This is a genomic window from Acetobacter tropicalis, from assembly GCF_001580915.1.
Lineage (GTDB): Bacteria > Pseudomonadota > Alphaproteobacteria > Acetobacterales > Acetobacteraceae > Acetobacter > Acetobacter tropicalis.
Window position 1 is genome coordinate 24,033 of record NZ_LHZQ01000205.1, and the last position, 17,781, is coordinate 41,813.

Annotated in this window: 17 protein-coding genes; 7 read left to right on the forward strand and 10 right to left on the reverse strand. The window is 54.0% G+C overall.

The window, feature by feature from the left end; genetic code table 11:
- Nucleotides 1–90 precede the first annotated feature (90 nt).
- Complete coding sequence (locus AD944_RS08605) at nucleotides 91–1,563, forward strand: SulP family inorganic anion transporter (protein WP_045543573.1); 1,473 nt, start codon at nucleotides 91–93, stop codon at nucleotides 1,561–1,563.
- A gap of 85 nt (nucleotides 1,564–1,648) precedes the next feature.
- On the opposite strand, the gene sthA is transcribed toward AD944_RS08605, so the two are convergent.
- From sthA to msrP, 4 genes are all read right to left on the reverse strand, one after another.
- Nucleotides 1,649–3,109 (reverse strand): Si-specific NAD(P)(+) transhydrogenase, encoded by a 1,461-nt coding sequence (gene sthA, locus AD944_RS08610; protein WP_045543572.1) that lies wholly within the window; start codon nucleotides 3,107–3,109, stop codon nucleotides 1,649–1,651.
- A gap of 75 nt (nucleotides 3,110–3,184) precedes the next feature.
- Nucleotides 3,185–3,697, reverse strand: coding sequence for a nucleotidyltransferase family protein (locus AD944_RS08615; protein WP_045543571.1), 513 nt, complete (start codon nucleotides 3,695–3,697; stop codon nucleotides 3,185–3,187).
- Between the two features lie 90 nt (nucleotides 3,698–3,787).
- The gene (locus AD944_RS08620) at nucleotides 3,788–4,408 is read right to left on the reverse strand and encodes a protein-methionine-sulfoxide reductase heme-binding subunit MsrQ (RefSeq protein WP_045543570.1); all 621 of its coding nucleotides are present in this window, start codon (nucleotides 4,406–4,408) and stop codon (nucleotides 3,788–3,790) included.
- 5 nt (nucleotides 4,409–4,413) lie between these two features.
- Nucleotides 4,414–5,367 (reverse strand): protein-methionine-sulfoxide reductase catalytic subunit MsrP, encoded by a 954-nt coding sequence (msrP, locus tag AD944_RS08625; RefSeq protein WP_045543569.1) that lies wholly within the window; start codon nucleotides 5,365–5,367, stop codon nucleotides 4,414–4,416.
- Between the two features lie 105 nt (nucleotides 5,368–5,472).
- On the opposite strand from msrP, the gene AD944_RS08630 reads away from it, so the two are divergent.
- On the forward strand, nucleotides 5,473–6,390 hold the full coding sequence (locus tag AD944_RS08630; protein ID WP_261763926.1) for an NAD(P)-dependent oxidoreductase: 918 nt from the start codon (nucleotides 5,473–5,475) through the stop codon (nucleotides 6,388–6,390).
- Between the two features lie 134 nt (nucleotides 6,391–6,524).
- Here the strand turns inward: AD944_RS08630 and AD944_RS08635 are convergent, their stop codons facing one another.
- A complete protein-coding gene (locus AD944_RS08635) occupies nucleotides 6,525–7,301 on the reverse strand; it encodes a squalene/phytoene synthase family protein (protein ID WP_035380983.1) in 777 nt (258 codons plus the stop codon).
- Between the two features lie 242 nt (nucleotides 7,302–7,543).
- Between AD944_RS08635 and AD944_RS08640 the strand changes: the two genes are divergently transcribed.
- Entirely contained in the window at nucleotides 7,544–8,152 is a 609-nt protein-coding gene (locus AD944_RS08640; protein WP_045543567.1) for a superoxide dismutase, read from the forward strand.
- Between the two features lie 95 nt (nucleotides 8,153–8,247).
- Here AD944_RS08640 and AD944_RS08645 read toward each other — a convergent pair whose 3' ends face one another.
- Nucleotides 8,248–8,853 (reverse strand): TetR/AcrR family transcriptional regulator, encoded by a 606-nt coding sequence (locus tag AD944_RS08645; protein ID WP_045543566.1) that lies wholly within the window; start codon nucleotides 8,851–8,853, stop codon nucleotides 8,248–8,250.
- Nucleotides 8,854–9,015: 162 nt separating this feature from the next.
- On the opposite strand from AD944_RS08645, the gene AD944_RS08650 reads away from it, so the two are divergent.
- The gene (locus tag AD944_RS08650) at nucleotides 9,016–9,633 is read left to right on the forward strand and encodes a septation protein IspZ (RefSeq protein ID WP_045543565.1); all 618 of its coding nucleotides are present in this window, start codon (nucleotides 9,016–9,018) and stop codon (nucleotides 9,631–9,633) included.
- A gap of 48 nt (nucleotides 9,634–9,681) precedes the next feature.
- Here the strand turns inward: AD944_RS08650 and AD944_RS08655 are convergent, their stop codons facing one another.
- Nucleotides 9,682–10,104: a DUF5367 family protein gene (locus tag AD944_RS08655; RefSeq protein WP_045543564.1), complete on the reverse strand. Its 423-nt coding sequence runs from the start codon at nucleotides 10,102–10,104 to the stop codon at nucleotides 9,682–9,684.
- A 62-nt stretch (nucleotides 10,105–10,166) separates the two neighbouring features.
- Between AD944_RS08655 and AD944_RS08660 the strand changes: the two genes are divergently transcribed.
- From AD944_RS08660 to AD944_RS08670, 3 genes are all read left to right on the forward strand, one after another.
- Nucleotides 10,167–10,790, forward strand: a complete 624-nt coding sequence (locus AD944_RS08660) for a TetR/AcrR family transcriptional regulator (protein WP_052427290.1) — start codon at nucleotides 10,167–10,169, stop codon at nucleotides 10,788–10,790.
- A 271-nt stretch (nucleotides 10,791–11,061) separates the two neighbouring features.
- Nucleotides 11,062–13,668, forward strand: coding sequence for an ATP-dependent chaperone ClpB (gene clpB / locus AD944_RS08665; protein WP_006559008.1), 2,607 nt, complete (start codon nucleotides 11,062–11,064; stop codon nucleotides 13,666–13,668).
- A gap of 129 nt (nucleotides 13,669–13,797) precedes the next feature.
- On the forward strand, nucleotides 13,798–14,430 hold the full coding sequence (locus tag AD944_RS08670) for an NUDIX hydrolase (RefSeq protein ID WP_045543563.1): 633 nt from the start codon (nucleotides 13,798–13,800) through the stop codon (nucleotides 14,428–14,430).
- 276 nt (nucleotides 14,431–14,706) lie between these two features.
- Here the strand turns inward: AD944_RS08670 and AD944_RS08675 are convergent, their stop codons facing one another.
- From AD944_RS08675 to hfq, 3 genes are all read right to left on the reverse strand, one after another.
- The gene (locus AD944_RS08675; RefSeq protein WP_045543562.1) at nucleotides 14,707–15,612 is read right to left on the reverse strand and encodes a ketopantoate reductase family protein; all 906 of its coding nucleotides are present in this window, start codon (nucleotides 15,610–15,612) and stop codon (nucleotides 14,707–14,709) included.
- Between the two features lie 559 nt (nucleotides 15,613–16,171).
- Nucleotides 16,172–17,488 (reverse strand): GTPase HflX, encoded by a 1,317-nt coding sequence (gene hflX, locus AD944_RS08680; protein ID WP_035380997.1) that lies wholly within the window; start codon nucleotides 17,486–17,488, stop codon nucleotides 16,172–16,174.
- Nucleotides 17,469–17,753, reverse strand: coding sequence for an RNA chaperone Hfq (gene hfq, locus AD944_RS08685; RefSeq protein WP_006559672.1), 285 nt, complete (start codon nucleotides 17,751–17,753; stop codon nucleotides 17,469–17,471). The genes hflX and hfq overlap by 20 nt, the downstream gene beginning before the upstream one ends.
- Nucleotides 17,754–17,781: the final 28 nt, after the last annotated feature.

The following is a 17,781-nucleotide window of genomic DNA, read 5'->3' on the forward strand; positions in this document are numbered from 1 at the left end:
TTCCCTTACATTTCGTGCTGTTCCAAGATAAACAGAGCCTCCTTTTACGCCCATGACCTTAACGGCTCCATTTCCTGAGAAAGGACTCTCGTGACTGTTAGCCAATACCTGAAAGAGTGGACGGAAGATCCCGTCAGAAACGTGCTTGCGGGCATGGTGGGCACCTTCGCACTTATTCCGGAAGTCATTGCGTTTTCCTATGCTGCCGGTGTAGCGCCTGAAGTTGGGCTGTATGCTTCTTTTGTTATCAGCGTCGCCATCGCCATTACGGGTGGTAGACCAGGCATGATTTCAGGCGCGGCGGGTTCTGTTGCTCTGGTGGCGGCAGATTTGGTGCACGGCCATGGTTTTCAATATCTGCTGCTGGCCACGTTACTGGCTGGGGCTATACAGGTCCTGTTCGGCCTGTTCAAACTTCAGAACATGATGCGTTTTGTCTCGCGTGAAGTGGCAACCGGCTTTGTCAACGCGCTGGCCATCCTGATTTTTTCGGCCCAGATTCCGCAAATGATCCATGTAAGCTGGCAAACTTATGCACTGATCGCTCTGGGGCTTGGCATTGTTTATTTGCTGCCGCGCCTTACAACACGCATCCCCTCCCCGCTCATCTGCATTGTGGTGCTAACCGGTCTGACCATGGCGTACCCCATGCCCGTGCATGTGGTGGCTGATCTGGGCCCGCTGCCAACAGGGCTGCCTTCCTTCACCATGCCGCATGTTCCGCTCACGCTGGAAACAGTCAAAATTGTGCTGCCCTACGCATTCGCCATGGCCATGGTGGGTGTGCTGGAATCTCTCATGACAGCAGGCGTAGTTGATGAAATGACCGACACGCACAGCAATAAACGCATGGAATGCACCGGGCTTGGTCTTTCCAATATTCTGGTTGGTCTGTTCGGCGGCATGGCTGGATGTGGCATGATCGGGCAGACGGTGGGCAACCTACGCTACGGGGGACGGGGACGGCTTTCCACCTTTACCGCAGGGGCTTTTCTTCTTCTGTTGCTTGTCGTGCTCCATAATTTTGTGGCTCAGGTGCCCGTTGCAGCGCTGGTTGCCATTATGATCATGGTATCTGTCAGCACATTTTCCTGGTCTTCCCTGCATGATCTTATCCGCCACCCGCGGCTGTCTTCCACAGTTATGCTGGCAACGGTCATAGTGGTGGTATTGACGCATGACCTTGCAGCCGGCGTCGCTTGCGGCGTTCTGCTAAGCGGCCTGTTTTTTTCCTTTCAGGTCATGCAGCTTTTGCAGATTAATGCCAGCCTGAGCCCGGACGGAGGGACGCGAACCTATCATGTTCACGGACAACTCTTTTTTGCATCCACAACCATTCTGACAGATGCCATTGATTTTCAGGATGCTTCCCCGCATGTGATCCTGGATTTAGGCGCTGCCCGCCTATGGGACATCAGCGCCGCAGATGCTCTGGAAAAACTGGTCTCGCGTCTACAGGCTCGCGGAAAAACTGTGCAGATTATCCATGCGGATGAACGCGCAGCCCGCTTACTAAAGGCGCTGGGGCATGAGACGTTGCTGGCTGATACGCAGGCCGCGTAAAAAACAGCCTACATACCTCTCTTATGCAAAAAAGCCGGACCATGTTTCCCGCGTGGTCCGGCTTTTCTTATTGTTCTTGATCTTCTCAGTCCATTTTTGCACCTCTTTCAGGCGCAGATGTTTCTGGGGCTATGGCAGGCGGCTCTCCATCCTGCCGAGGTGTCATACGGTTCCAGACATCCAATGCGGCAATCTTATAAGCTTCGGCAAATGTTGGGTAATTGAAGGTGGCTTCAATAAAATATTCAAAACTGCCACCAAAGTTCAGAACAGCTTGGCCGATATGGATCAGTTCTGTTGCTGCCTCTCCTACAATATGCACACCAAGAAGCCGATGAGTTTCAAGACAGACAATAATTTTCAGAAACCCTGCCGTTTCTCCCATGATCTGGCCGCGCGATGTTTCACGAAAACGCGCTATACCGGTTTCATAAGCGATCTTCTTTTTCTGAACTTCTTCTTCTGCCAAACCAACCGTGGAAATTTCTGGCACTGAATAAATACCATACGGGAAAAACGTTGGTGCTGGCGGCACAGCGTATCCACAGGCATGACAGGCCGCTATCCGCCCTTGCTCCATGGAAGTGGATGCCAGGGCCGGGAAGCCAATCACGTCTCCTGTTGCATAAATATGTGGCACTTCGGTCTGAAAGGAGTGGGCATCCACTTTCAAACGTCCTCGCCCGTCCGCGCTCAAACCCGCGGCAGCCAGATTAAGGTCAGCCGTCGCCCCTTGGCGTCCACCGGTATAAAGAAGCAGTTCCCCGCGCACGCGCCGCCCACCTTCAAGCAGAGCTACAGGCTGCTCGTCCTCAATCACGATTGATTCCAGAGCACATCCGAGACGAAAATTCACACCCCTGTCTCGCAACTGCTGCACAAAATCCTGAACAATTTCCCGGTCTATAAAATCCAGAATGTGGTCACGCTGATCCACAATGGTAACGCGCACATCAAGAGCGCTGAAAATGGTGGCATATTCAATTCCGATCACGCCACCCCCAATCACAACAAGAGAGCGCGGAATGTGCTCCAGACAGACCATGCCATCGCTATCAATGACATATTTTCCATCAAACGGAATATGGTCAGGCCGATGCGGAACTGAGCCTACAGCAATCACCACAGCCCTGCCGCTCACACGCCGAGGTGCTACCCCGTCTCCTGTAATCTCAACTGTATGCGGATCAACAAAACGGGCTGCACCGTACGCCACCTCAATTCCATTGCGTGAAAACTGATGCTCCAGAACATCAATTTTATCAGAAAGTGTTTTACCCATACGCCTGCCCAGATCATGCGCATTGATATGTTGCTTGACGCGATAGCTGAAGCCGTAAATGCCACGCTCCCGCCAGCCGGTCAGATTAAGCACCGTTTCCCGCAAGGTTTTGGAGGGAATAGTGCCAGTATGAACAGAAACACCCCCTATTCTGCCCTCCCGCTCTATTACCAATACGGATTTCCCGAACTTGGAGGCCTGCACTGCTGCCCGCCGCCCTGATGGACCGCTGCCAATAACTATCAGGTCATACGCCTTGTTCATGACGGCCCCTCACGAGTTAACTCTCTCTGAACAAGGACGTTCATGCAGGGAGGCGGTTGCCTTGTAGGGTGACGATCAGGGTATCTCGCGGACTAATTGAAGCTGTGGATACCGGAAAAGCCATTTTTTCTTTCTCACCCGTTCGTCAAAAACCGGCTTCTTTGTGCCTTGAAAAGGGGGGCCGGGCCTCAACGTCAACTGAAAAAGATCCGTCAGCCCAAACGGCGCATTCACCTCTATGTGTCCATCATTATTCAGGCGTACAGCAATCGCTGTTGCTGTTTCCGGCCAATGGCGCATGGCATGCGCCACATTTGTATAAGGGGCATCATGATTGCGGATATGCATCCGTGCCTGATTTTTTACCGACCACCGTCTCTCAGGTGCCTGCTTCCGCAAGGCCCGTTCTATCAAGCCGTCCGTTGCCACCTGTGTTTGCCCGGCATCAAACCACACAACATCACTATCGCCCCAAGGGGGCATCATAGAAAGACCATGCAGGGAATCCCACACGGCATCACGGACAAAACCGGCGGCCACCCAACAGTCTGGTAAGGTGAGAGCCTTTACCAGATGCAAACACTTCATCCTGACAGGATCATTCTGAAGAATAGCTATCAGGTTCTCTTTATACTGTGGGTTCAAGAATTTATTTTCTAGATAAAGTATTTTCTTTTCTCATACTTTTCTACGCGCAGATCGGGGCACCATCCGCAACGCCAGAACACAGATAGCAATAACAGTATAAATAAACGGCTCTACATGCCAGGTTTTAAACGCGATGCTATAATGAATACAGGCAAAAATCATGGCCAGATAAGCCAACTTATGCAGGGGGGACCATTTTCGGCCCAATGCCCGGATAGCACGCCGCGTAGAGGTGGACGCCAATGCAGCCAAGATCAGAAAAGTCAGCACACCAAAGGTCAAAAATGGACGGGAGCTGAAGTCCTGCCACAGGATATGCGTATCAAGATGCCGTGCGACAACAACATAAAAAAAGACATGCAACGCTGCATAGGTAAACGCCAGCAACCCCAAAGGCCGCCGATACAGCATGATATCCACGCCTACAAAACGCTTGAGCGGTGTGACAGCCAGAGAGACCAACAAAAAACGAAACGCATATCGCCCGAAATCATGCAGGCACGCCGAAGTGGGATTAGGCCCCAGTGTTCCCGCCATGCCCTGCGCAATATCCATAGCCGCCGGAAGCAGAAAAAACAGATACAGCAAAACCTGCCGCGTGACAGGCGAAAAACGGGAACGCCTGCGGCGCGGGGACGGTATAGAAGACATGCGGCTTAAAAATCCTTCCGTAAGTCCATTCCCTGATACAGGCCCGCCACCTGCTCAGCATAACCATTGAAAAGCTGCGTTGGTTTTCTGGCCGTATGGAACAGGCTGCCCTCGCCGATAATCTGTTCGCTCGCCTGGCTCCAGCGGGGATGATCCACCGCAGGATTCACGTTGGCATAAAATCCATATTCTTCCGGCGCCATTAGGTTCCAGCTTGTAGGGGGTTGTCTGTCCGTTACGGTAATGCGTGTAATGGATTTAATTCCTTTAAATCCGTACTTCCACGGCACCACCAACCGAATGGGAGCGCCATTCTGAGTGGGTAGCGCTTCGCCATAGACCCCTGTTGCCAACAATGTGAGAGGATGCATAGCCTCATCCAGCCGCAATCCCTCTACATAAGGCCATTTCAGCGCAAACAGGCCTCTTCGCTGACCCGGCATTTCAGAAGGACGCAGGACAGAAGTAAACGCCACATATCGTGCACCCATTTTTGGTGCCGCAGCTTTCAATAACGCGGCCAGAGAAAAGCCATTCCACGGAATAACCATGGACCATGCTTCAACACACCGCATGCGATAGAGACGTTCCTCCTGCCCAAACTGTTTGAGCAGATCTTCAAGAGCCCATGTGCGCGGATTATCCACCAGACCATCTATCTGCACACTCCACGGCAGAGGTTTGAACGCACCTGACAATTCGGCAGGATCTCCCTTATCCGTACCAAATTCGTAAAAATTGTTATAGTGTGTAACATCATTCTGAGGTGTGGGTTTTTCTGGTGCGGGCCAGCCGGAGGCGTTCTGTGCCGTCCCGGTAGCAGCCTGTGCAACCTGTTCGCTGCCTGCCAGAGCAAGTGTGGTGCCGACAACCCCGGCCATAACTGCCCGGCGGGACAGAAAATATGAGCGTGGCGTAATTTCTGAAGCCCTCGGTTGAGGGTACCGATAAGCCGCCATAGCTGTAAGCCCTTTAATTCACTATAAAATTACATCTCAGGAAAAGGCAGACGCCCCTGAGCCACGCATGCTGGACAAGAAACCCGGCTGGCGTATCTTTCGTTTGTGGCACAAACCAAGGCAGAAAGAGAAAGGATTTATTCAAAAATGACTACTCAACAGACCATTGGCTTTATTGGCTTTGGCGCTATGGCCAGCCGCATGGCTGCCAACCTTGAAAAAGCCGGATACGCAGCCATTGCCTATACTCCCTCCGGCAAAGGTGGAAATGGGAACACGCCTTTCCTGGCTTCTCCTGCCGAGGTGGCACAGAAAGCAGATATTGTTCTTGTCTGCGTGCCGGATGATGACGCACTGGCGGCCTCCATGTATGGCCCCACAGGCGCATTGGCAGGCATGAAGGCTGATCAGCTTCTGCTCAATACCAGTTCTGTTTCACCGGAAGCAGCGGATGCCCTGTTAAAAGCCGGACAAGAGAAAAACTATGTTGTTATTGACTGTCCGGTTTCCGGCAGCACGCCTGAAGCCGAGGGCGGCAACCTGGTGGTGCTTGCCGGGGGCGAAGATGCTGCCATTGCCCGCGCCAAACCCATTTTTGACGCCATTGGCAAAACCACTATCCATGCAGGGCCGTCTGGCAGCGGCGCACGGCTGAAGCTGGTTATCAACGGCATTATGGGCGCCGGGCTGGCGGCTGTGGCAGAAACCATTGCCTATGGTCTGGCTGCCGGGCTTGACCGCTCCATGCTTTTTGATGCGCTGGATGAAGTGGCCGTGATCTCCCCGCACCACAAACGTAAAATCCGCGCAGCCAAAGCTGGAGATTTCTCCCCGCAGTTCCCAACCCGCCTCATGCAGAAAGATATGCGGCTGCTGATGGATGCCGCAGCCCGTCTGGCTGTACCGGCGCCTACCTTGGCCGCCACCACGCAACAGCTTTCCCTCACCCGCCGCGCCGCCGAAGATGCTGATTATTCCGCTCTGATTGGCGTGATGGAAAAAATTGTCGCCAACGATGCCTGATTGAGGCGCCAGCCATTCTCCCCCATGAGCAATGGCTGGCTCATGCAGGAAAGACCTGATGCAGGACTGGGCCGCTTTACCTTTACAGATAACGGCTATCAGGCATGTTTGCTCATTAAGTGAAAGCCCCCTTCTCAGCCTACCTTCAACGCTGCCACCATAACGGCCAGTCTGTCCCCCACTCCACGCGGCAGGCCTGCCTGCCTGCTGTCCCGCCCCAAATCCCGCGCGGCTAACACTGCGGACAACGCGGCAAGACGTGCGTTGCGGGGCAGAGACCGCACATCCGCTTCTACCAGAAACGCATGCCCCTCCTTTATGAGGGCAGCCTCATCACCCGGAAAAAGATACCGGCCGCTCTGCTGCATTCTCGGCCAATGCCGGGCCATGGCTCCTGCACCATATGCCGCACCTGCCGCCTCAATTCGGTCCAACAGGGCTTCATCTTCAATACCAAGAGCTTCTCCCACCGCCCGTTGCAAAGCGCCTGCCCCGTTCCGCATCATGTTCCGCCAAATGCAAACATCCGCTTTCGGCGCAAGTTCAGCTTCACGCGCGTCAATCACCCGGAGCAGAGTGTCCGGCTGGAAGGTGCCGTTTCTGAGAGCCGATATAATCGGAGGGGCTACTTCATGGTCCGGCGCGCGCGTACCTTCCAGCACATCGCGCCACCATTGCAGCCGTACGAATCCTGCCATAGGGCCTGCTACCGCAGCGGACCGCGCAGGTGCCAAGGCCCGCACCAACTCATCATGAAACGCTATCAGCCCAAATACGGCTGGCTGCACCGTATCTGGCAAAAAGCGGGCACACAGGGCCCGGTCAGGATCAACCCGCCTTACACGATCTTCCAATTCCTGCCCCTGCGGCATGGCTGTCAGAGCCTTCTTTTGCTGTCTGGACCCTGTCATTCTGCTCCCGCACCTGTCTTTCCTGCCTCATAGGCATTTTTCACCGCGCCAAAGGCAGACCAGCCCTGCCGCATCCTTTTTCTACCTTATGCGTTAGCAGGACACACCACGCCCATGGGCAAGAATGTGTGAGGCGGCCATTAAGCGGCATTTGTCACGCCGTGGTCCCTTGACGCATCCGCCATCGCCCCATAGCTCTGGGGGACGGCGTATTTGCGCCCTGATTTTTAACGGAGTATGTCATGGCTTTTGAACTGCCAGCTCTTCCCTATTCCTACAATGCACTGGCCGCACGTGGCATGTGCCAGGAAACGCTTGAACTGCATCATGACAAGCACCATCAGGCTTATGTCACGGCGCTGAACAATTTTGTTGAATCCAAGCCCGAACTTCAGGGCAAGTCCCTGGATGAAATCATTCTGGCCGTAAAAGGCGACAGCAGCCAGGCTCCTGTCTTCAATAACGCTGGCCAGCATTGGAACCACATTCTGTTCTGGCAGAACCTCTCCCCGGCTGGTGGTGCCATTCCGGACAAACTGGCCGCCAAGATCAACGGTGACTTCGGCAGCGTTGATGCCTTCAAGGAAGAATTCAAGAAGGCCGCCACCACGCAGTTCGGCTCCGGCTGGGCATGGCTGGTTCTGGGTCAGGACGGCAAGCTGGCTGTGACCAAAACGGCCAATGGCTCCAACCCGCTGGCCGAAGGCCAGGGCAAGGTGCTGCTGGGTCTGGACGTGTGGGAACACGCTTACTACCTTGATTTCCGCAACCGTCGCCCGGACTACATCACCAACTATCTGGACAAGCTGGCGAACTATGAATTCGCTGAAGCGCAACTGAGCGCTGCTTGAGTCAAAGCCGGACTCCGCTATCGGAGTCCGGCCCCTCCGGGGCCATAAACGCCCTTGGTATTATTATTCTCTGATAATTTGATCTTGATGGCAGATTATCCGCTGGTTGCTGTATTCATATAATCCAGCGCCTGTTCAAGAAACTGTTCCAGATCAATGTGTGGATCTGTAGCCTGCACCAACGGTGTAAGCAGCCCATCAATGGCGAGAATCGCCAGTCCATGCACTTTCCCCCACATCACCGCTTCCGCAATCTGAGGGGCAAACCCTGCCGCTTTGCCACTTGTGCCTGCCCAAGTGTCCAGTAACGCAAAGCTGTCACTCGCAGCCCCAGCAAATGCAGGATCGCTTCTGTCTATTGCATCTCCCCGAAACATCAGCGTGAACAAGCCCGGATTACGGATGGCAAAATAAATATAGGCCAATCCCGCATCTTTCAGGGACCGAGCCTTCCCCGTTTTTATGGCATGAGCCAGTTCCTCAAACCCTTGGGTGGCAAGTGCTGTCAGTAGACCGCGTAAGTTCCCGAAATGCGGTGCTACGGCCATGGGAGACACCTCCACCTGCCGGGTAATGGCGCGCAGTTTCAGCGCACCGACACCTTGCGTCTCCAGCATTTCCCGCGCTGAAGCCAAGAGGGCAACCCGCAGATTGCCGTGATGATACCCTTCCTTGCTACGCTCCGTCGTCGCTCTGACCATATTTTTTCAGCTTCCCCCTCAAACTTTACAGTGTATATTTTTCTTGACACCCATCAAGGCACCATTAGTCTTTACAATGTAAATATGACAGACACACGGTCACATCTCCATACCCCGCGCCACGAGGAACAGGCACGCCTCAAAGTCGTCAAAGGAATAGTCATGGCCCGCTTTTTTCTTTTTTCCAGAATAGTACTGGATTTCGGAAGTTTGCTGGTGTTCTGGGTGCTGGCCTCGCTTTATTCCGTGCGTATCGCCATTGCCGGCACATTTATTTTCATTCTGTGTGATGGCGTGCACCGTTATCTGGGCAAGCGGACTTTTCCGCGCTTATGGATTATCAGCAATACACTGGCCATCGTGTTTGGGGTGATTGATCTGATCTCGATCACCCCTTTCATGATCCGGTATGAAGGCGTGCTGACAAACCTGATTATCGCCCTCTCCTTTGCTATTGGTGCGTTCGGTGCAACTACGCCCATTCAGGAACTGGTAGAGGAACAGCAAGGTTTTCCTTTTCCACCTGAGCGGCAGGAAATCCGTGCTTATTTTAAATCTCTTACGCTTGTCTGGGCTTTCTATTTCGCAGCCAAGGCCATTTTGTATTTCTGGCTTCTAACCTATTTTCCATTGCCCCGCGCCCTGATGCTCAGTTCCGTTATCGGCACTGTCAGCCTTGGCGTCATGATAGGCATCAGTTTACAGGGCAGACGCATTTTTCTGCTCTGCCAACGGGCAGGATTTTTCCTGCCGCGCTACAGCACAGAACCTCAAGCCTGACGTGGGCCGTCCATGCATGTGCTGGAACCAACAACAGGTAGAACAGGATCATCCACCTGCATGGACCCCACTTGATGCCATCCTCTGCCGGAAGGTTGCGCTCATCAAACCAATCCATGCGCTGGCACCGTAACCCCATAGCAACCAGGCAGCCCCCAGCCGCGCCACATGATCATCTGCCGCATACAGGGCCGGAAACCAGCGTAGGGCGATACCGTCCATCAGCATGGAATCGGCAATAACCACAAAACATCCGGCAAGACTTTGCTCAGGTGACAGATTCGCCAGCCGGCATATCAGCCAGACACAGAAGAACCCCACAGGAAGCGCCGTTATAAAGCCCATTGTTCCCCAGACAGGATCAGTGAACGAGTCTGGAACAAACCGTATGAACAACGTCGCCAGCCCCCAGAAAATGGTCGCCAGAAGAACGCAGATGCAGACCTGCCGGAATGTGAGCGTCATCATCATTTCCTTTCAATGTAGCAGTCACTACATAGCACACGCCATGTAGCACGTGCTACAAGATTCCGATGCACAAGACATCCTCCTCTCCCATCTCGCCACGCCATCAGTCAGACACCGACCCCACGCTGCGCAAGCAACAGATGATCACGCAGATGGCGGATATCGTGTTGGCCGAGGGGCTCAATAATCTGTCCTTGCGGGCGTTGGCCGCACGGATGGACACAAGCGACCGAATGCTGCTGTATTATTTCAAGACCAAAGATCTTCTGGTCCGTACAGTTCTGGACGAAGTCAATAACCGGCTGACCACCATCCTTGCAGCGCAGAGTACCGGGCCACGTGTAACGGCTACCCAGTTTCTCTCCCGCGTTATGCCCATGGTGTCTGATCCCGCCATTGCGCCTTTCATGCAGATATGGACAGATGTCATTGCCCACGGCGCACGTGGCCTGAAACCGTATGATGACATCGCCCGAACGGTCGTGCGGTCCTGGACCACATGGATAAACAGCCGCCTTGTCTCCAACCCGGAGGAAAGCCCGGAAAATGATGCCGCCCGCGCCACATTTCTGCTGGCATGTGTAGAGGGGATAATGCTTCTGGCTCAGGTCAATCCAGAGGGGTTACAGCCCGGCAAAACAGATATCGCACACATTGTCGGCACCCTGTTTGGAGAGCCCGGCCAGTAACACGCCTGATTTTCTGACTATCAAGCATGTCGGATTTTTTTCTATGATCTCAGTCACTTCCGGCCCGCAGAATAGGCCGGAAGCAGAAGCGCGCAGGGTATGGGGCATGCCTTTGCCCTCATTTTCTTCTGGTCAGACCTGCCCACTTCCCTCTTGATTGTTGCAACGAGCGTTCCAATCTTTGTTAGCGAGAAAAGACCATGTTGCCGTTGCCAGAATGGGGCGGTGATACGGCCTTCAGTCGCCTAAGAGAAAGGGACACGAGGGAACTATGGATATCGCAAAATTTACAGAACGGTCACGGGGTTTTCTGCAGGCTGCGCAAACCATCTGCATTCGTGACTTCAACCAGCAGCTTACACCCGAACATCTGCTGAAAGCCATGCTGGATGATGAGGAAGGCGCTGCCTCCTCTCTTATCCGCGCGGCAGGTGGTAAGCCGGAAGCCGTAAAGGCCGCAACGGAACAGGCTTTGGCCAAGCTGCCCAAGGTACAGGGCGGCGGCGCAGGCCAGCCTCAGGCCACACCAGACCTTGTGCGCGTGCTGGATGGAGCCGAACAGGCCGCCCAGAAAGCAGGGGATTCCTTTGTTGCACAGGACCGTCTGCTGATTGGTATTGCCCAGTCTGACACGCCAGCAGGCCGTGCCTTAAAAGAAAACGGCGCAACGCCTGATGCTTTGGAAAAAGCCGTTGCCGCCATCCGTAAAGGACGCACCGTGACCAGCGAAAACGCTGAAGCCAATTTTGATGCCTTGAAAAAATATGCCCGCGATGTGACGGAAGTTGCTCAGGCAGGCAAGCTGGACCCTGTTATTGGTCGTGATGAAGAAATTCGTCGTGCCATTCAGGTTCTGGCCCGCCGCAGCAAGAACAACCCCGTGCTGATTGGGGAACCCGGTGTGGGTAAAACCGCCATTGTGGAAGGGCTTGCCCAGCGCATTGTAAACGGTGACGTTCCGGAAGCCCTGAAAAACAAGAAGCTGCTCTCACTCGACATGGGCGCCCTGGTAGCAGGTGCCAAATACCGCGGTGAGTTTGAAGAACGCCTGAAAGCCGTGCTGAAAGAGATTGAATCCGCCGAGGGGCAGATCATTCTCTTTATTGATGAAATGCACACGCTGGTGGGCGCTGGCCGGACGGATGGCGCCATGGATGCCTCCAACCTCATCAAGCCGGAACTGGCCCGTGGCACCCTGCACTGCATTGGCGCGACCACGCTGGATGAATATCGCAAATACATTGAAAAGGATGCGGCTCTTGCCCGCCGGTTCCAGCCTGTATTTGTAGGTGAGCCTTCAGTTGCGGACACCATCTCCATTCTGCGTGGCATCAAGGAAAAATATGAACTCCATCACGGGGTCCGTATTACGGATGGCGCACTGGTGGCAGCGGCAACGCTTTCCAACCGCTACATCACAGACCGTTTCCTGCCGGATAAAGCCATCGACCTGATTGACGAGGCGGCCAGCCGCCTGCGCATGCAGATTGACAGCAAGCCGGAAGAACTGGACGAACTTGATCGGCGTATCATCCAGCTCAAGATTGAGCGGGAAGCTCTGCGCAAGGAAGATGACAGCGCCAGCAAGGACCGTCTGGAAGCCGTGGAAGCGGAACTGGCCGACCTTGAAGAAAAATCCGATGCCATGAGCGCATCCTGGCATGCGGAAAAAGACCGTGTGAACGCTGTGCAGAAACTTCAGGAACAGCTTGATCAGGCGCGTTCTGAAGTGGAAGTCGCGCAACGTAAAGGCGATCTCGGCAAAGCATCCGAACTGATGTATGGCGTTATTCCCAACCTTCAGGCCCAGATTGCGCAGGCGCAGGAAACCCAGTCTGAAGCCGGCAAGACCGATCTTGTATCTGAAGCCGTGACAGACCAGGGTGTGGCCTCCGTTGTCTCCCGCTGGACGGGTGTGCCGGTTGACCGCATGCTGGAAGGCGAACGCGCCAAACTGCTCCGTATGGAAGATGAACTGCGGAAATCCGTGGTTGGTCAGGAACCCGCCCTCAAGGCTGTTTCCAACGCGGTGCGCCGTGCGCGTGCAGGCTTGCAGGACCCCAATCGCCCGATTGGCTCCTTCCTGTTCCTCGGCCCAACGGGTGTCGGGAAAACCGAGCTGACCAAAGCGCTGGCCCGCTTCCTGTTTGATGACGAAAAAGCGCTGCTGCGTGTGGACATGAGTGAATTCATGGAAAAACACGCAGTAGCCCGTCTGATTGGTGCGCCTCCGGGTTATGTGGGGTATGAAGAAGGCGGCGTGCTGACAGAAGCCGTGCGGCGGCGGCCGTATCAGGTCATCCTGTTTGACGAAGTTGAAAAAGCCCACGAGGACGTTTTCAACATTCTGCTTCAGGTTCTTGATGATGGTCGCCTGACGGATGGTCAGGGTCGGACAGTGGACTTCCGTAACACCATTATTGTGCTGACCAGTAACCTTGGTTCGGATGTTCTGGCTCATCAGCCAGATGGTGAATCTACGGATATGGTGCAGGCGCAGGTCATGAAGGTGGTGCGTGAGCACTTCCGCCCGGAATTCCTGAACCGGCTTGATGAAATCATCCTGTTCTCGCGCTTGCAGAAAGCGGACATGACGAAGATTGTCGATATCCAGATCGGTCGTCTTCAGAAACTGCTGGATGATCGCAAGATTACGCTCAAGCTGGATGAACTGGCCCACGCATGGCTCGCCAATGAAGGGTATGATCCGGTTTACGGTGCCCGTCCGCTCAAACGGGTTATACAGCGCAGCCTGCAGAACCCGCTGGCTGAACTGCTGCTGCAAGGCACCATCCATGATGGTGAAACCATCACCATCTCGGCTAACGGAGATGGGTTGCTGATCAACGGTCAGGAAGCCGCAGCCGTTATGGCCTGATAAGATCAGCCAGATATGTCTAGTAAAACGGGAGGGCCTCGGCCTTCCCGTTTTTTGTTTGTAGCGCGCAAGTGCCTTATCCTTGCCTTACACCATGATGCACCACTGACCTGTTTTAAGGAGAGAAGAATGTCAGAACCCGCATGGCTTGTCTGGGCACGTGAAATTCAGGCCATTTCTCAAACCGGGCTGACATACGCCACAGATCCCTTTGACAAAGAACGCTATGAAATGCTGCGGGCTTTATCTGCCCGCATGATGACGGCAGGCAGTGCAGAATTGGAAGATACGCTTCTCACCCTGTTCAGCCAGCAGGATGGATACGCTACCCCCAAGCTGGAAGTACGTGTTGGCGTGTTTGACGCTGAGGGCCGCATTCTGATGGTGCGTGAAGTGCTGGATAAAAACCGGTGGACCGTGCCGGGCGGCTGGACAGATGTGAACCTGACCGCAAGCCAATGTGCCGCCAAGGAAGTGTGGGAAGAAACGGGATACACCGTGCACATAACAAAACTGGCTATGGTGCTTGACCGCTCAACCCAAGACCACCAGCCGCCAGAAGGATTTTCCGTAACCAAGCTTTTCTTTCTGGGCCACATTACAGGCGGAGAAGCCACAACCAGCGTTGAGACCAGTGAAGTCCGCTTCTTTGCAAAAGATCAGATTCCACAAGATCTTTCTACAGGCCGCATCTTACCGCACCAGATTGAACGCCTGTTTGCGCACCACGCAGACCCAAGCTTGCCCACAGAGTTTGACTGATTACAGAGGAATGTCAGACTCCCACAAGCCTTAACGCCAACCCTGCTTATGTAAGGCTATACACCTGCTGTTAAGAGGCAAAACCCCACCCAACGGCGAGCAGTTCGTTTATTTTGTCAGGTAGGAGGCACCATTATTTCAGAAGTCATTATCTAAAAAGGATGATCTTCTCTTCAGGGAAAGTGCACCAGCCCGCATCGGGATACGGGCGCATAAAGCAGAGAACTTTTTTCCACCACCCTAAAAATTGAGCGTGCTTATTCTTCTTTTTACGGCTCACGGCTTGGCAACACTGCGGCTTTTTTCTGCCAGTTTGACCATCACCTGCAAGGCTTGATTGACAGGAGTAGCAATACCAAACTCCGCGCCTTTGCGAACAACATAGCCATTCAGAAAATCAATTTCTGTAGGTTTGCCTCGTTTGAGATCCTGCGCAGTGGAGGACTTCTGATCTGGCATGAGCTTTGCAATATCCAGTACCTGCGCAAGTAGTGTTTCGGGTAGCCAGACTTGGCATGCAGCCGCCACATCCTGACATTCCTGCACAACCTGCGCCATGACTCCGGTCACACCTTCCACTGTGAGCATAGAGGCATAGGAAATCTGCGCTACCGCAGAAAGGGCGTTATAAGCACAGTTTATTGTCAGCTTGGTCCATAACGCATCCATGACATGACCCGACACAATGGTCGGCACCCCAGCCTGCGTAAATACAGAAGCAATCTCCTCACTTTGCGGAGTGGTTCCAATCAACAACCGGCCTCCTCCATGGTACCCCACATGGCCCGGCCCCGTCATATCCACCGCCACATACACTACTGCGGGGATAACCAAACGCCCGGTAACAGCGCTCAGCTTTTCAGCATTATCAACACCATTCTGAAGGCTGAGAATAACGGTTCCCTCCTGCAAAGCGGGGGCAAGTTCACGCCCGGCCTCTTCCGTATCTGCTGATTTGACACACACCAGCACAACATCTGCAGGAGAAAGATCAGCCGCGCTGGTTACAGCCTTTACGTCAATTCGCCTTGTACCATCAGGCATATCCAGCGACAGCCCATGCGCCTGAATTGCATCAACATGCACGGCACGACCCAGTAACGTAACATCATGCCCAGCAAGGGCCAGCAGGCCACCCACGTAACAGCCAACTGCCCCTGCCCCTATGACTGCAATGCGCATCGCTTCTCTCCCTTGCTGTCAAGTTTTCAGAAAAACCTTACACCCATTTTACAAGAGGCAAGCTTGCCATTCCCCATGAAAACAGCCCTCCTCTTTGCTTTTGTGTGAATACCAAAAACATCGAGGCAAGAGGCCTTCTCTGTTCAAGGGCAAACCCTCTTTGCCTAAGAACCCTTTTGGAAATTCACAGATGAGTGTTTCGGCGCGGCATGAAACTTTTGACGGCCAACATTTACGGATGGCATCCCAAATTATCAGTCACCCTGCACGCTCCGAAAAATAATCGGCAGTGGTCAGCCTGACCAGAATCAGTCGGCTATCCATATCGACGGCAATGTGCTGCGTGCGCTCAATGCTTTTTTGCTAGCGTCATAACCATCTTCCCTTGCATGGGAGACCTTGATGTTGGTTGTACATGCCCCCTTCGGATGAACTGATCTCTCATCCGGCGGTTCCACGCTCGGACATCAGGCAGACGTTATGGAGAGCCTAGAACAAAAAAACAGCCAGCTCCTATAGGAACTGGCTGTATTCCTATTGTCGTACCTTGAGGGAAAAATCAGGCAATCAGTGGTTCAGCATGTTTGAAAAGGCTTTCAAACCGGGCACGGTCTTCTGTCAATAATCGCACCGTAATGGTTGTGAAAGCGTCATCATCCTGCCGGTCCGTCACTTCACCATGCTGATAGAGCCATGCTGAAGCAGCCCCATCAGAAAGTGGAAGCCGATACCGCACTGTCTCCATGGAAGAGGTAATGCGCCGATCGATTACGTCCATCAAAGCAGGCAGGCCATCCCCTGTAATGGCGGAAATAGCAACGGTATCTTCTGTCTGGGGCACGGCATCGGGCCCGCCCAGAAGATCGGCCTTGTTCATGACTTCAATCATGCGACTGGCCCAGTCAGACTCAATCATGTCATCCCGCGCCATGCCATCCAGCACGCCAAACACGTCTTTTTTCTGGGCAGCACTATCAGGGTGAGCAATATCGCGCACATGCAGAATGATATCTGCCTCCGCAACTTCTTCCAGCGTGGCACGGAACGCCGCAATCAGTTCTGTTGGCAGATCACTGATAAAGCCCACAGTATCGGAAAGGATGATACGCCTGCCAGATGGAAGCGTAATGGCCCGCATGGTAGGGTCCAGCGTGGCAAAAAGCTGATCCTTGGCATACACCGTAGCCCCGGTCAGGGCATTGAACAGGGTCGATTTGCCTGCGTTGGTATAGCCCACAAGAGCAACAACCGGGAAAGGCACACGCTTACGGGCCTGCCGGTGCAAGCCGCGGGTACGCCGAACCTGCTCCAGCTCCTTTTTCAACCGCACAATGCGGTCACCAATCATCCGGCGGTCAGCTTCAATCTGCGTTTCACCGGGGCCACCAAGAAAGCCGAAGCCCCCGCGCTGACGTTCAAGGTGAGTCCACAGCCGCACCAGCCGCGAGCGCTGATATTCCAGATGCGCCAGTTCAACCTGAAGCGTGCCTTCCTTGGTGGCAGCACGCGCCCCGAAAATATCAAGAATAAGGCCCGTCCGGTCGATCACCTTGCAGCCAAATTCCGTTTCCAGATTTCGCTGCTGGCCGGGGGTAAGCCGGGCATCAACCACCAGAACATCAATTTTGTCCGCTTTGACGGCGACCTTGAGCGAGTCGACCTGCCCGCTTCCCAACAGGGTGGCAGACCGTTTGGCCCGTACCAGCAGCACTGCCTGCCGGACAATGACCAGACCGATGGAGGCTGCAAGGCCCACAGCTTCTTCAAGCCGGGCTTCTGCCGCCCGGATATCCTGATCATGGGAGGATTTTTCCCACGGCAGGATAACGGCGCCGCGCGTGGCGGAGGGTTTTGTATCAGATAAAGTCGTCGCCAAGAGTTGCTTCTCTGTCTGCCGACGCGCCAGACGCCGGGGTTTCAAATATATTGACTGGTATGGAAGGCATGACCGTGCTGATGGCATGCTTGTAAATGAGCTGGGTATGCTCGTCCCGCTTTAGCAGAACGGTCGTCTCGTCAAACCACGTAATGTTGCCCTGTAATTTGACGCCATTGACCAAAAATACCGTAACAGACGCACGTGAGCGACGAATCTGGCTCAAGAACGCATCTTGCACGTTATACCCGGTTTCCTTTTCCACAGTGTGAGGCCCTATTCTCGTTTTTTGT